The organism is Klebsiella sp. K-Nf6 (genome assembly GCF_002806655.1).
GTDB classification, from domain to species: domain Bacteria; phylum Pseudomonadota; class Gammaproteobacteria; order Enterobacterales; family Enterobacteriaceae; genus Klebsiella; species Klebsiella variicola.
Genome location: NZ_PIBN01000002.1, coordinates 162,372 through 175,974 on the forward strand (window position 1 = coordinate 162,372; position 13,603 = coordinate 175,974).

General features: G+C 56.1%; 13 protein-coding genes. 9 read left to right on the forward strand and 4 right to left on the reverse strand.

Annotation, left to right across the window (positions count from 1 at the left end; all coding sequences use genetic code 11):
• Nucleotides 1–189 precede the first annotated feature (189 nt).
• A complete protein-coding gene (gene fnr, locus CWM61_RS05080) occupies nt 190–942 on the forward strand; it encodes a fumarate/nitrate reduction transcriptional regulator Fnr (RefSeq protein WP_002903394.1) in 753 nt (250 codons plus the stop codon).
• A 138-nt stretch (nt 943–1,080) separates the two neighbouring features.
• Entirely contained in the window at nt 1,081–2,031 is a 951-nt protein-coding gene (gene uspE, locus CWM61_RS05085) for a universal stress protein UspE (protein WP_061154735.1), read from the forward strand.
• Nucleotides 2,032–2,147: 116 nt separating this feature from the next.
• Here the strand turns inward: uspE and CWM61_RS05090 are convergent, their stop codons facing one another.
• The 3 genes from CWM61_RS05090 to pntA form a co-directional block, all read right to left on the reverse strand.
• Complete coding sequence (locus CWM61_RS05090) at nt 2,148–2,336, reverse strand: YdiH family protein (protein WP_004887037.1); 189 nt, start codon at nt 2,334–2,336, stop codon at nt 2,148–2,150.
• 148 nt (nt 2,337–2,484) lie between these two features.
• Nucleotides 2,485–3,873: a Re/Si-specific NAD(P)(+) transhydrogenase subunit beta gene (gene pntB / locus CWM61_RS05095; RefSeq protein WP_012541888.1), complete on the reverse strand. Its 1,389-nt coding sequence runs from the start codon at nt 3,871–3,873 to the stop codon at nt 2,485–2,487.
• A 10-nt stretch (nt 3,874–3,883) separates the two neighbouring features.
• Nucleotides 3,884–5,413: a Re/Si-specific NAD(P)(+) transhydrogenase subunit alpha gene (gene pntA / locus CWM61_RS05100; RefSeq protein ID WP_023340072.1), complete on the reverse strand. Its 1,530-nt coding sequence runs from the start codon at nt 5,411–5,413 to the stop codon at nt 3,884–3,886.
• A 521-nt stretch (nt 5,414–5,934) separates the two neighbouring features.
• On the opposite strand from pntA, the gene ydgH reads away from it, so the two are divergent.
• The 3 genes from ydgH (at nt 5,935) to folM (ending at nt 9,204) form a co-directional block, all read left to right on the forward strand.
• Nucleotides 5,935–6,885 carry a DUF1471 family protein YdgH gene (gene ydgH, locus CWM61_RS05110; protein ID WP_061154737.1) on the forward strand — a complete coding sequence of 317 codons (951 nt, stop codon included), beginning with the start codon at nt 5,935–5,937 and terminating at the stop codon, nt 6,883–6,885.
• 177 nt (nt 6,886–7,062) lie between these two features.
• Complete coding sequence (locus tag CWM61_RS05120; RefSeq protein ID WP_061154738.1) at nt 7,063–8,445, forward strand: amino acid permease; 1,383 nt, start codon at nt 7,063–7,065, stop codon at nt 8,443–8,445.
• 36 nt (nt 8,446–8,481) lie between these two features.
• A complete protein-coding gene (gene folM, locus CWM61_RS05125; RefSeq protein ID WP_100630831.1) occupies nt 8,482–9,204 on the forward strand; it encodes a dihydromonapterin reductase in 723 nt (240 codons plus the stop codon).
• Here the strand turns inward: folM and CWM61_RS05130 are convergent.
• Nucleotides 9,201–9,536 carry a GlpM family protein gene (locus tag CWM61_RS05130; protein WP_061154740.1) on the reverse strand — a complete coding sequence of 112 codons (336 nt, stop codon included), beginning with the start codon at nt 9,534–9,536 and terminating at the stop codon, nt 9,201–9,203. The two genes, folM and CWM61_RS05130, sit on opposite strands and share 4 nt — an antisense overlap.
• A 128-nt stretch (nt 9,537–9,664) precedes the next feature.
• Here CWM61_RS05130 and rstA point away from each other — a divergent pair, with 128 nt between their 5' ends.
• From rstA to rstB, 4 genes are all read left to right on the forward strand, one after another.
• Complete coding sequence (gene rstA / locus CWM61_RS05135) at nt 9,665–10,381, forward strand: two-component system response regulator RstA (protein ID WP_061154741.1); 717 nt, start codon at nt 9,665–9,667, stop codon at nt 10,379–10,381.
• A gap of 252 nt (nt 10,382–10,633) precedes the next feature.
• Entirely contained in the window at nt 10,634–10,996 is a 363-nt protein-coding gene (locus CWM61_RS05140; protein ID WP_100630832.1) for a hypothetical protein, read from the forward strand.
• A 254-nt stretch (nt 10,997–11,250) separates the two neighbouring features.
• The gene (locus CWM61_RS05145; RefSeq protein ID WP_100630833.1) at nt 11,251–11,991 is read left to right on the forward strand and encodes an SDR family oxidoreductase; all 741 of its coding nucleotides are present in this window, start codon (nt 11,251–11,253) and stop codon (nt 11,989–11,991) included.
• Between the two features lie 241 nt (nt 11,992–12,232).
• Nucleotides 12,233–13,534: a two-component system sensor histidine kinase RstB gene (rstB, locus tag CWM61_RS05150; RefSeq protein ID WP_074385977.1), complete on the forward strand. Its 1,302-nt coding sequence runs from the start codon at nt 12,233–12,235 to the stop codon at nt 13,532–13,534.
• Nucleotides 13,535–13,603: the final 69 nt, after the last annotated feature.

A 13,603-nucleotide genomic window follows, 5' to 3' on the forward strand; every position in this document is an offset into this window, starting at 1 on the left:
AATGCCTTTTCTGGAATCTTCAGGTAATTTTACAATCAAACATAGCGAAATAATCTATTGTTAATCAAATAGATATTTATCCGTTTTGATTTACCCTGCTGATATTACGTGTTTCCGGGTCTGAAGACTTACCTGCTGATCAAAAAGATGTTAAAATTGACCAATATCAATTAAGGCCTGAGCAGACATATGATCCCTGAGAAGCGAATTATTCGACGCATTCAGTCTGGCGGTTGTGCTATCCATTGTCAGGATTGCAGTATCAGCCAGCTCTGCATCCCCTTTACTCTGAACGAGCATGAGCTTGATCAGCTGGATAATATTATCGAGCGGAAAAAGCCTATCCAGAAAGGTCAAACCTTGTTCAAAGCCGGTGATGAGCTGAAGTCGTTGTATGCTATTCGCTCCGGGACCATCAAAAGCTACACCATCACCGAGCAGGGTGATGAGCAGATCACCGGCTTCCATCTGGCGGGCGATCTGGTGGGCTTCGACGCTATCGGCACCGGTCTGCACCCGAGCTTTGCACAGGCGCTGGAAACCTCGATGGTTTGCGAGATCCCCTTCGAAACCCTTGACGATCTTTCCGGAAAAATGCCCAATCTGCGTCAGCAGATGATGCGCCTGATGAGCGGTGAGATTAAAGGCGACCAGGATATGATCCTGCTGCTTTCCAAAAAGAATGCCGAAGAGCGTCTGGCTGCGTTTATCTATAACCTCTCTCGTCGTTTCGCCCAGCGCGGTTTCTCACCGCGTGAGTTCCGCCTGACCATGACCCGCGGCGACATTGGCAACTATCTCGGCCTCACTGTCGAAACCATCAGCCGTCTGCTGGGGCGTTTCCAGAAAAGCGGCATGCTGGCGGTGAAAGGCAAATACATCACCATTGAAAACAGCGATCTGCTGGCCCAGCTGGCCGGTCAGGCGCGTAACGTCGCTTAATCTCTGCGCACCACCTGGTCACGATCGGCAATTTTTTAAGATTTGTTGATCTGACCAGGCTCCTCCCCTGTTTCAATTCATCCATATAGGTTATCTTTTTAGTAACTGACGGTAGCTGCAGTTGTAAGGAGACCCTGTATGGCGAAGTATCAGAGCATGCTGGTAGTAATCGATCCTAACCAGGACGACCAGCCGGCACTTAGGCGCGCGGTGTACCTGCACCAACGGATTGGTGGACGCATCAAAGCCTTTTTGCCGATCTATGATTTTTCTTATGAAATGACCACCCTGCTGTCGCCGGACGAACGCACGGCGATGCGCCAGGGCGTTATTGCCCAACGTACGGCCTGGATCCGCGAGCAGGCGAAATTCTATATTGAATCGGGTGTGCCGATTGACGTGAAAGTGGTGTGGCACAACCGCCCCTTCGAAGCCATTATTCAGGAAGTCATTAGCGAGAAACACGATTTGCTGTTGAAGATGGCCCACCAGCACGACAAACTGGAGGCGGTGATCTTCACCCCGACCGACTGGCATCTGCTGCGTAAGTGCCCGTGCCCGGTGTGGATGGTGAAAGACCAACCGTGGCCGGAAGGTGGTAAAGCGCTGGTCGCGGTCAACCTTGCCAGCGAAGAGAATTATCACAATACCCTGAACGAAAAGCTGGTTCGGGAGACGCTGTCGCTGGCGAAAGAAGTCAACCATACCGAAGTACATCTCATCGGCGCCTATCCGGTGACCCCCATCAATATCGCGATTGAGCTACCGGATTTTGATCCCAGCGTCTACAACGACGCCATTCGCGGTCAGCACCTGCTGGCGATGAAAGCGCTGCGGCAGAAGTTTGGCATCGATGAGAAATTCACCCACGTGGAAAAAGGACTGCCTGAGGAGGTGATCCCGGATCTCGCCGAGCATCTGCAGGCGGGGATCGTGGTGCTGGGAACGGTCGGACGTACCGGCCTGTCAGCAGCGTTCCTCGGCAATACGGCGGAACAGGTGGTCGACCATCTGCGCTGCGACCTGCTGGTACTCAAACCGGAGGCCTACCAGACGCCGGTGGAACTGGACGACGACGACGACGATTAACCCTCTTCTCGTACCGCTCACCTTCCCCCGCCTCGCGGGGGATTTTTTTGCTTGCTGCCAGTCAGGCACAAAAAAAGGGCCGCTGGCGGCCCCTGTCACTGTCCAGCGAGAATGGCTTAGTGGATACCCAGACGCCAGGCCAGATCGATCTCTTCTTTCAGCTCCAGCGATGAGAGCGCCATCAGGTCAGCAAACTCCAGCTCCAGCAGTTTCAGCTTTTTCAGATACTGCGCTGGGGTCATGACGGTAGTGTCGCGGCGTAAGAATTCGATGGCCATCTGCGTTGGGGTTAACTCGGTATCCATAATATCCTCTGTCTGATGTAATAACCGGGACATTATATCACCTCTTGCCGCTTATTTTATGAACAATTCCAGGCACTGCGCCGTATATAAAAAAGCCGTCTCACAGGAGACGGCTTATAAACAAACGTTGTAAAACAAGCGTGCTACATTACAGCGCTTTCAGGATCGCATCGACGCTGGCTTTCGCATCCCCAAACAGCATATGGGTGTTCTCTTTGAAGAACAGCGGGTTCTGTACGCCGGCGTAGCCAGTGTTCATCGAACGCTTAAAGACCACCACGTTCTGCGCTTTCCAGACTTCCAGCACTGGCATACCCGCGATAGGACTCTTCGGATCGTCCTGCGCCGCCGGGTTGACAGTGTCGTTGGCGCCAATCACCAGCACGGTGTCGGTATCGCTGAAATCGTCGTTGATCTCATCCATCTCCAGCACGATGTCGTAAGGCACTTTGGCTTCCGCCAGCAGCACGTTCATATGCCCCGGCAGACGCCCGGCTACCGGGTGAATACCAAAGCGTACTTTGATACCCCGCGCCCGCAGCTTCTCGGTAATTTCTGCCACCGGATACTGCGCCTGAGCCACCGCCATACCATAGCCGGGGGTGATGATCACCGACTGGGAGTTTTTCAGCATCTCCGCCGTCTCTTCCGCGCTAATCTCGCGATGCTCGCCCACTTCTTCATCGCCGCCGCTGGAAGAACCATCGGTGCCGAAACCGCCGGCAATCACGCTGATAAAGGAGCGGTTCATCGCCTTACACATAATGTAAGAGAGGATGGCACCGGAAGAACCCACCAGCGCGCCGGTGACGATCAGCAGGTCATTGCTCAGCATAAAGCCCGCTGCCGCTGCCGCCCAACCCGAGTAGGAGTTCAGCATGGAAACCACCACCGGCATGTCCGCGCCGCCGATAGAAGCCACCAGGTGCCAGCCGAAGGCCAGCGCGATCGCGGTCATCACCAGCAGGCACAGGACCTGGGTGCCGGTGCTGTCGGCGCGAACAAAAATCACCATCAGTACGAAGGAGACCACCAGCGCCGCCAGGTTCAGCTTATGGCGATTGGGCAGCATCAGCGGCTTCGAGGAAATTTTGCCGCGCAGTTTACCGAAGGCCACCACCGAACCGGTGAAGGTGACTGCACCGATGAAGATGCCGAGGAATACTTCGGTCAAATGGATATTGACCAAAATCTGCTCCATCCCGGTTTCATGCTGCAGGTAGCTGTTAAAACCAACCAGCACCGCCGCCAGGCCCACGAAGCTGTGCAGGATAGCCACCAGCTCCGGCATCTCGGTCATCTCGACCTTCTTCGCCAGACGAATACCGATCGCTCCGCCGATCACCATCGCGAGGATGATCCAACCGACGTTGCCGGCGTCCGGCCCCAGAATAGTGGCGATCAGGGCGATGGCCATCCCGGCGATGCCGAAATAGTTGCCCTGCTGCGACGTTTCGTGTTTCGAAAGACCCGCCAGGCTGAAAATAAACAGGATTGCGGCAACAATGTATGCAGCTGTAACTAATCCACCAGACATGTGCTACCCCTTATCCTTTGCGAAACATTTTCAGCATGCGCTGAGTCACGGTAAAACCACCGAAAATATTAATGCTGGCGATCAGTACCGCGATAAAGCTCAGGAAGCTGACCCAGCCCCCGTGGCCTATCTGCAACAACGCACCAACAACAATAATGCCCGAAATTGCGTTCGTCACCGACATCAGCGGCGTATGCAGCGCATGGGAGACGTTCCATACCACGTAGTAACCCACTACGCAGGCCAGCGCGAAGACGGTGAAATGGCCAAGGAACTCTTTTGGCGCGACGTTGGCCAGCCAGCCGAAGAGGATAATCGCCAGCGCTATCAGGGCATATTTACGCCATGGGGACACCGGTTTTGCCGCTTCTTTCGGCGCTTCGACTTTTTTCGCCGCAGCCTGCGGCTGAGCGGAGACCTGAATCGGCGGCGCCGGCCAGGTGATTTCGCCTTCACGCACCACGGTCACGCCGCGCACCACCACGTCATCGAAATCGATAACAATGTTGCCATCTTTCTCTTTGCACAGCAGCTTCAGCAGGTTGACCAGGTTGGTGCCATAGAGCTGGGAGGACTGGGTCGGCAGACGGCCCGGCAGGTCGGTGTAACCGATAATTTTCACGCCGTTGGCGGTGGTGACCACTTCGCCGGGCACGGTGTACTCACAGTTGCCGCCATTTTGCGAAGCGAGGTCGACCACCACGCTGCCCGACTTCATGGAGTCGACCATCTCGCGGGTGATCAGCTTCGGCGCCGGTTTACCCGGAATTAACGCCGTGGTGACGATGATATCGACATCTTTCGCCTGGGCGGCGAAGAGCGCCATTTCGGCCTTAATAAAGGCCTCAGACATCACCTTGGCGTAGCCGTCGCCGCTGCCGGCTTCCTCTTTAAAGTCCAGCTCGAGGAACTCGGCGCCCATACTCTGCACCTGCTCCTTCACTTCCGGACGGGTATCGAAGGCGCGGACGATAGCGCCCAGGCTGTTGGCGGCGCCAATCGCAGCCAGACCGGCCACCCCGGCGCCGATGACCATCACCTTCGCGGGCGGAACTTTGCCTGCCGCCGTAATCTGCCCGGTAAAGAAACGGCCGAATTCATGAGCCGCCTCAACGATTGCGCGATAGCCGGCGATATTCGCCATTGAGCTGAGCGCATCCAGCGACTGGGCGCGAGAAATACGCGGCACCGAATCCATCGCCATCACGTTGATATTACGGGCCGCCAGTTTTTCCATCAGCTGCGGGTTTTGCGCAGGCCAGATAAAACTTATCAGCGTAGTTCCCGGATTCAGCAGCGCAATTTCGTCGTCATTTGGGGCATTGACCTTGAGGATGACGTCAGACTGCCACACCTCGTTGCCCGTGACGATCTCAGCCCCTGCCTGGGTAAAGGCTGCATCGTCAAAGCTGGCCAGTTTCCCGGCACCGCTTTCTACCGCGACGCTAAAGCCGAGTTTAAGCAATTGCTCAACGGTCTTCGGCGTGGCGGCGGCCCGGGTCTCCTGGGCTAGCCTCTCTTGTGGTACACCAATACGCATAGTTTTCCCTTCCATCGGTTTTTGATGATGGTTTACTTTTCTGACCAACAACGACAAGACGGCGAAATCTTCCTCGCCATCTTCCGCTGTCTGCAAAATGAAACAGTAACAAACTTTTTATAACCTACTGAAAATAGCGATTGTGATCTACAGCGATAAAACAGAAATTTTGATTTTATTGCTTATTGTCAGCACAGATGGTTCCGGGCAGCAATATTTACCTGAATTTCTCACTCAGGCCTGATAATCCGCTTATCCAGTGGTATAAAACGCCATTTATCGCCATTGAGATCATTGTATTAACATTACGTTAACTAATAAAAGTGGTATCGATTATCGTTTTTGCTGCTCAAGCGGCTGTTTTTTCAACATATCGAAAAATGTTATCTTTCCGTAGTATACGATTCGGGCGGCAAGCAAAAAATGACGCAGACAGTCACAACGATTAAATGCAATAATCAAACGTTTTCAGTCAACAACAACACCAGTATATGGTTTGCGCAAGGCAAAGGATTATTTTTATGAAGCTTAAAAACACCCTCCTGGCGTCTGCTCTCCTGACAACCGCCACGTTGTCTGCCCATGCAGCGACCGAGTTGACCCCGGAGCAGGCGGCTGCGCTGAAGCCCTACGATCGCGTTGTCGTCACCGGCCGGTTTAATGCCATTGGCGACGCGGTACAGGCGGTATCGCGCAAAGCCGACAAAGACGGCGCGGCCTCATTCTATGTTGTCGACACGTCGGACTACGGCAATGGCGGCAACTGGCGCGTCACGGCTGACCTCTATAAAGACAACGCACCGCAAGCGGATACGCCGAAAAATCGCATCATCAATGGTGTGGTAGAACTGCCGAAAGATCAGGCTGTTGCGCTAATGCCTTACGACACCGTCACCGTTCAGGGCTTCTATCGCAGTCAGCCGGAAGTGAACGATGCCATCACCAAAGCGGCAAAAGCGAAAGGCGCCTATGCGTTCTTTATCGTGCGCCAGGTGGATGCCAACCAGGGTGGCAACCAGCGCATTACCGCTTATATCTATAAAAAAGATGCTGAGAAACGCGTACTGCAGAGCCCTGACGCCATTCCGGCGGACTCTGACGCCGGTCGCGCAGCGCTGGCCAAAGGCGGCGAAGCGGCGAAAACTGTGGAAATCCCGGGCGTCGCCACCACTGCGGCTGTAGGGTCAGGCACTGGCGTCGGTCGTTTCTTCGAGACCCAGTCGTCTAAAGGCGGGCGTTACACTGTCACGCTGCCGGACGGCACCAAAGTCGAAGAAGTGAACAAAGTGACCGCAGCGCAAATGGTGCCGTTTGATAATATCCAGTTCACCGGCAACTACGGCAACATGACCGAAATCTCCTATCAGACGGCGAAACGCGCGGCGAAGAAAGGGGCGAAGTACTATCACATTACCCGCCAGTGGCAGGAACGCGGCGGCAACATCACCATCAGCGCCGATTTGTACAAATAATCACTGCTGACTGGCTAAAAAGGCGGCGCAATGCCGCCTTTTCATTTTTTTTCATCCCCCGCCATTGCATGGCTCCCGGACACTCCGTAAAATCCCGCGCCTTAGCGCAATCCTCCATTTTTATGCGATTTCGCAAAATAAATATTCTGGAACAGCCATTTTCACCTCGGGAATGCAATGGAAAAGAAACTGGGCCTGAGCGCCCTGACCGCCCTGGTCCTTAGCTCAATGCTCGGCGCTGGCGTATTCAGTTTGCCGCAAAATATGGCTGCCGTAGCCAGCCCCTCCGCTTTGCTTATCGGCTGGGCCATCACCGGCGTCGGGATCCTGTTCCTCGCCTTCGCCATGCTGCTGTTAACCCGAATTCGCCCCGACCTCGACGGCGGGATCTTCACCTACGCCCGCGAAGGGTTCGGTGAGCTGATTGGCTTCTGTTCCGCCTGGGGATATTGGCTCTGTGCGGTGATCGCCAACGTCTCCTATCTGGTGATCGTCTTTTCGGCGCTCAGTTTCTTCACCGATACCCCTGAGCTGCGCCTGTTTGGCGATGGCAACACCTGGCAGTCTATCGCTGGCGCTTCAGTTCTGCTGTGGGTTGTCCATTTTCTGGTTCTGCGCGGCGTGCAGACGGCGGCGGGGATTAATCTGGTGGCCACCCTCGCCAAACTCCTGCCGCTGGGCGCGTTTATCGCGCTCGCCGCCCTGGCCTTCCAACTGGATACGTTTCGCCTCGATTTCCGTGGGCTGGCACTGGGTATCCCCGTTTGGGAGCAGGTTAAAAACACCATGCTGATCACCCTGTGGGTGTTTATCGGCGTGGAAGGTGCCGTCGTGGTTTCCGCCCGCGCCCGACACAAGCGCGATGTCGGTCGCGCAACGCTGCTGGCGGTCATCTCTGCCCTCGCGGTTTATCTGCTGGTCACCCTGCTGTCGCTGGGCGTGGTGCCGCGCAGTGAACTGGCCGGCATGCGTAACCCGTCGATGGCGGGACTGATGGTCAACATGATGGGCTCATGGGGAGAAATTGTGATTGCGGCGGGCCTGATCGTGTCGGTGTGTGGCGCCTACCTGAGCTGGACCATCATGGCTGCGGAAGTGCCGTTCCTGGCCGCCACGCATAAAGCCTTCCCGCGCCTGTTTGCCCGCCAGAACAGCAATAATGCCCCGTCCGCCTCGCTGTGGCTGACCAATATCAGCGTTCAGGCATCGCTGGTGCTGATCTGGTTGACCGGGTCGGACTACGGCACCCTGCTGACCATCGCCTCAGAGATGATCCTCGTCCCCTATCTGCTGGTCGGCGCCTTTCTGCTGAAAATCGCCACCCGCCCGCTGCACAAAGCGGTGGGTATCGGCGCCTGCATTTATGGCTTATGGTTATTATACGCGTCGGGACCTGTGCATTTACTGTTGTCGGTGGTACTTTACGCTCCGGGTCTTCTGGTCTTTTTGTACGCTCGACGTACGCACCAGCACGATCGTTCGCTCAAACGCCGCGAATTGGCGCTAATTGGTTTATTGCTGGTTGCCGCTGTGCCGGCAACGTGGATGCTGGTGGGGTAAGCGGTCGCCCTGCCGCAGAACGCATAGGAGATACCCATGGCTGAACAACAGCCCCGCCCGGTTCTGATCACAGGAGGAGGCCGCCGCATCGGTCTCGCGCTGGCACACCATTTACTGCTGCAACACCAGCCGGTCATCGTCAGCTATCGCACGCCCTATCCGGCGATCGAGGGCCTGCGCGACGCGGGCGCCCTCTGTCTGCAGGCCGATTTCAGTAGCGATGACGGCATACTCACCTTCGCCGAAGCGGTCAAATCGCATACCAGCGGCCTGCGCGCCATCATCCACAACGCCAGCGACTGGATGGCGGAGAAGCCGGGGGTCGCGCTGAGCACAGTGATCAACCGCATGATGCAGATCCACGTCCATGCCCCCTATCTGCTCAACCACGCACTGGAGGATCTGCTGCGCGGCCACGGCCATGCCGCCAGTGATATCATCCATATTACCGATTACGTCGTGGAGCGCGGCAGCGATAAACATATCGCCTACGCCGCCAGCAAAGCCGCGCTGGACAATATGACCCGCTCCTTCGCCCGCAAGCTGGCGCCGGAGATCAAGGTCAACGCCATCGCCCCGTCGCTGATCATATTTAATGAGAGTGATGACGAAGCCTATCGTCAGCAGGCGCTGGATAAATCGCTGATGAAAATTGCCCCAGGCGAAAAAGAGATTAGCGACCTTATCGACTACCTGTTTACCAGCCGCTATGTCACCGGCCGGTCATTCGCCGTCGACGGCGGCCGCCCGCTGCGCTAGTGGAAGCGGCTCCAGCCAACAATTAACAGCCAGGCGCATAGCCCCCAGCATCCCACTGCGCCTGCCAGTGCCAACGGCAGGCGCATGATCCCGGTGAAGTACCACAGCGATAACAAATAGACAAAATAGGGAACGATCGACCACATGCCGAACACGATAGTGGTGCGCAGGGCTTCAATACCGCGCTCGCTGGCGACGATATAGTGGGCGATGAGCGCAAAGGTAGGAAACAGCGGGATCAGCCCGGCGAGAGCGTAATTTTTCGTTTTTGCCAGCACGCCAATCAGCACCACCACCAGCGCACCCAGCAGCCCTTTGATTAACAGCCCCATGTCCGTATGCCTTAACAATGAATCAACAAGTTAGCGCAGCATAGCGGAAATAGCGCTGTTTATAAAAGAGTAATGGCGGGTAAAATACGCGCGGTGTATGTTACTTCTTTTACTGATGTGCAATAGACATGAATAAAATCGTTTTTGTTGAGGATGACCCTGAGGTAGGGGCGCTGATCGCCGCCTATCTCGGCAAGCATGATATGGATGTGGTGGTCGAGCCTCGCGGCGACCGCGCAGAGGACGTGATCGCGCGGGAGAAACCGGACCTCGTGCTGCTGGACATTATGCTGCCCGGCAAAGACGGGATGACGCTCTGCCGCGACCTGCGCGGGCAATGGCAAGGGCCCATTGTCCTGCTGACCTCGCTCGACAGCGATATGAACCATATCCTCTCCCTGGAGATGGGCGCCAGCGATTATATCCTGAAAACCACGCCGCCAGCGGTACTTCTCGCGCGACTGCGTCTGCATCTACGCCAGCATATCGCTCCGGCGGGCGCCGGAACCCCCTCAACACTCACGCCACATAAAACCATCTCCTTTGGTTCGCTGACCATCGACCCGGTCAACCGTCAGGTGCTGCTCGGCGGGGAAAGCGTCGCATTGTCGACGGCCGATTTCGATCTGCTGTGGGAGTTGGCCACCCATGCCGGGCAAATTATGGACCGCGACGCGCTGCTGAAAAATTTACGCGGTGTCACCTACGACGGGATGGATCGCAGCGTCGACGTGGCCATCTCCCGCCTGCGTAAAAAACTGCTCGACAACGCCACGGAGCCTTATCGGATTAAGACCGTTCGCAACAAAGGCTACCTGTTCGCCCCTCACGCCTGGGACAACTAAGCTTCCCCCGCGGCCCTGCGAGGGGCCCGTTTTATGGCGCACTCCACGGCGATAACCGCCTCAGCTTTGGCTGCTTAGGGCGACTGCGCGGGTTTCCCTCTGCGCGCCGACTGCCCGCTGCGAATTTGTCATATTGCGTAAATCAATAAATTTAGCCGTACAGTTCCCCATCACATAAGCCCTCAATATGATTGTGCTCAAGGACTTACCGTTATCAGAGTGGCATAAAGCCTGAAAACACAGGACTTTTGCATGATGAAATACGTTGTACTTTTGGCACTCTCACTCTTCACTTCACTCTCTGGCTGGGCTTTTTCCCTCGACAACGCCGATATTCGACTCCTCTGTCCACAGCGCGGGCAAATCGAGGTGATCCTCCACCGCTATGAACATACCCAGCAACCCTGGGGACAGCATCATTTTGAAACGGGAGGCGGCCACGTTCGCCAGGGACCGCTGCTGGTGATCCCGTTTGCCAACCTCGATCAGATGATTTACCACCAAACCACCGGCGAGTTTGCTTACTGGTATGCCGAAACGGAAAAGCTGGTGCGCTGTCGGCTGCTGAGTCTGACGACCCTCTATCCGGTGGATATTCCCTACTTTCGCGAGTAGCAATACCCCGTTCGATTCCCTGGAAGGCGCAGGTCTGGTGAATAAACTTTATTTGTGACACCGTCACATACACACCTCCCTGTGCGACCTTCCCGGCGAATGTCACCCCGGAGACGCTGCATACATCGGGTATAGCGGCGCCACAAAGATGGCAAGTCGCAACACGCCGGGCCCCCCAAAGATGGTCGTTTTACAATAAATTTTCATTGTTCTAGTGTGAGTTAACTCAACACTCACGCGGTACGGGAGAGACAATGGGACGGTTCTCAGGTAAGAAAATTGTGATTACAGGGGCGAGCAGTGGTATTGGTCTGGCAGGGGCAATGCGCATCATTGATGAAGGGGGCGAAGTGATGCTGACCGGACGCCATCAGCAAAAACTGGAATCGTTACGCACAGTGCTGCCCGAGCGCGCCTGGTTTCTCCAGAACGATGGCGCGGAACCTGAGGCAGCACATGCCCTCGCCGAGTCTGTAGAATCCTTTGGCATGCTGGATGGCCTGTGGCTGAACGCCGGCCAGCTCGCCTTTTCAACGGTGGAAAATACCACCGAAACGCAGTTCGATACCATCATGGCCAACAATGTTCGTTCTGCCGTCCTGCAAATCGCCGCACTTTCGCGTTTTTTGAATACCGGAGCCTCGGTGGTCATCACCGCCTCTACGGCCGCCTACGAAGGCACGCCACTGGCGGCGCTCTATGCCGCCAGCAAAGGCGCGCAGCTTGCACTGGTTCGCAGCTGGGCAACGGCCTTCTCCGCCCGTGGGATCAGAGTTAACGCGCTGGTCCCCGGGGCAATCGATACCCCTCTGCTTGACGCGATCCCCGCCCCCTTCCGCGAGCAGTATGATGCGCAGATCAGGGCTACCGTGCCGCTAAAACGCCCGGGAACGCCGGATGAAGCGGCGGCGGTTGCGCTGTTTTTATTATCGGATGATGCCGGGTATGTGACGGGTAGCCAGTATGTGGTGGATGGCGGACTGCTGCGCTTATAAGGGCTGCGTCATTATTTATGCCTGCGGGATGTTGTCAGTGAGGGTGAACCCTGCTTTGATAGCGCATTAAACAGGGCGTGAAACGCAGAAGTGATTTTTGCGGTATATTCTGCCGTGACAAACGCCCTGGACAGCGGTCTGGTTTCGTTCCTGCATCTCCGCTTTAGCGGAAAGGCACATACCACACCGCGCCATGAAGGCAAAAGATAGGTAATTAACATTCTGATTTAAGTGAGATTTAATGAAAAAGCTGTTTGTGCAGTTCTATCTTTTGCTCTTCGTCTGCTTTCTGGTCATGACCATGCTGGTCGGCCTGGTCTATAAATTTACCGCTGAACGCGCCGGACGACAGTCGCTTGACGATCTGATGAAAAGCTCGCTGTATCTGATGCGCAGCGAGCTGCGGGAAATTCCGCCGCGCGACTGGAGCAAGACGCTCAAAGAGCTGGATCTGAACCTGTCGTTCGATCTGCACATCGAGCCGATGAGCAAATTCAAGCTATCGGAAAGCTCGATGCAGCACCTGCGCGCCGGCGATATTGTCGCGCTGGATGACCAGTACACCTTCATTCAGCGTATTCCCCGCAGCCATTATGTGCTGTCGGTGGGCCCGGTGCCCTATCTCTATTTTCTGCATGAAATGCGCCTGCTGGACATTGCGCTGATGGCGTTTATCGCTATCTCGCTGGCCTTTCCGGTGTTTATCTGGATGCGTCCGCACTGGCAGGACATGTTGCGCATTGAAACCGCTGCCCAGCGCTTTGGCGAGGGCCACTTCAGCGAGCGCATTCATTTTGACAGCATGTCCAGCTTTGAACGGCTCGGCGTGGCCTTTAATCAGATGGCCGATAACATTAACGCCCTCATTGCCAGTAAAAAGCAACTGATTGACGGTATCGCCCATGAGCTCAGGACGCCGCTGGTCCGCCTGCGCTATCGTCTGGAGATGAGCGAAAACCTCACTGAGGCGGAATCGCAAGCGCTGAACCGCGATATCGGCCAGCTCGAGGCACTGATTGAAGAACTCCTGACCTACGCCCGCCTCGACCGTCCGCAGACGGAACTCAGTCTGACCACCCCTGATTTCCCCGCCTGGATCAGCGATCATGTCGAGGATATTCAGATGGTCAACCCGCAGCGCGAGGTCGCTCTGGCGACGCTGACCCACGGCAACTATGGCGCGCTGGATATGCGGCTGATGGAGCGGGTACTGGATAATCTGGTGAATAACGCCCTGCGCTACAGCACCCAGCGGGTGGCGGTCAGCCTGACCCTGCAGGGAGCGCGTGCCTCGTTGCAGGTCGAGGATGACGGCCCGGGCATTGCCCCTGAAGAGCGCGAGCGAGTGTTTGAGCCCTTTGTCCGTCTTGACCCCAGCCGCGATCGGGCGACCGGAGGATGCGGCCTCGGCCTGGCGATTGTGCACAGTATTGCCCAGGCGATGGGCGGTGACGTGCGCTGCGAGGCCAGCCCTCTCGGCGGCGCCCGCTTCTGCTTTAGCTGGCCGGTTTATCATCAGTTGCCCGATTTTACCTCTGCCTGAATAAAACTTGCGCAGAGGCCGCGCGCTGCGTATGCTGCAAACATCGAATAGCATGTTGTAACTAAGGTG

Excerpts from the sequence above, each read along its gene's own strand:
- fnr (WP_002903394.1), top strand. The coding sequence starts at position 190 with ATGATCCCTGAGAAGCGAATTATTCGACGCATTCAGTCTGGCGGTTGT.
- uspE (WP_061154735.1), top strand. The coding sequence starts at position 1,081 with ATGGCGAAGTATCAGAGCATGCTGGTAGTAATCGATCCTAACCAGGAC.
- CWM61_RS05090 (WP_004887037.1), bottom strand. The coding sequence starts at position 2,336 with ATGGATACCGAGTTAACCCCAACGCAGATGGCCATCGAATTCTTACGC.
- pntB (WP_012541888.1), bottom strand. The coding sequence starts at position 3,873 with ATGTCTGGTGGATTAGTTACAGCTGCATACATTGTTGCCGCAATCCTG.
- pntA (WP_023340072.1), bottom strand. The coding sequence starts at position 5,413 with ATGCGTATTGGTGTACCACAAGAGAGGCTAGCCCAGGAGACCCGGGCC.
- ydgH (WP_061154737.1), top strand. The coding sequence starts at position 5,935 with ATGAAGCTTAAAAACACCCTCCTGGCGTCTGCTCTCCTGACAACCGCC.
- CWM61_RS05120 (WP_061154738.1), top strand. The coding sequence starts at position 7,063 with ATGGAAAAGAAACTGGGCCTGAGCGCCCTGACCGCCCTGGTCCTTAGC.
- folM (WP_100630831.1), top strand. The coding sequence starts at position 8,482 with ATGGCTGAACAACAGCCCCGCCCGGTTCTGATCACAGGAGGAGGCCGC.
- CWM61_RS05130 (WP_061154740.1), bottom strand. The coding sequence starts at position 9,536 with ATGGGGCTGTTAATCAAAGGGCTGCTGGGTGCGCTGGTGGTGGTGCTG.
- rstA (WP_061154741.1), top strand. The coding sequence starts at position 9,665 with ATGAATAAAATCGTTTTTGTTGAGGATGACCCTGAGGTAGGGGCGCTG.
- CWM61_RS05140 (WP_100630832.1), top strand. The coding sequence starts at position 10,634 with ATGATGAAATACGTTGTACTTTTGGCACTCTCACTCTTCACTTCACTC.
- CWM61_RS05145 (WP_100630833.1), top strand. The coding sequence starts at position 11,251 with ATGGGACGGTTCTCAGGTAAGAAAATTGTGATTACAGGGGCGAGCAGT.
- rstB (WP_074385977.1), top strand. The coding sequence starts at position 12,233 with ATGAAAAAGCTGTTTGTGCAGTTCTATCTTTTGCTCTTCGTCTGCTTT.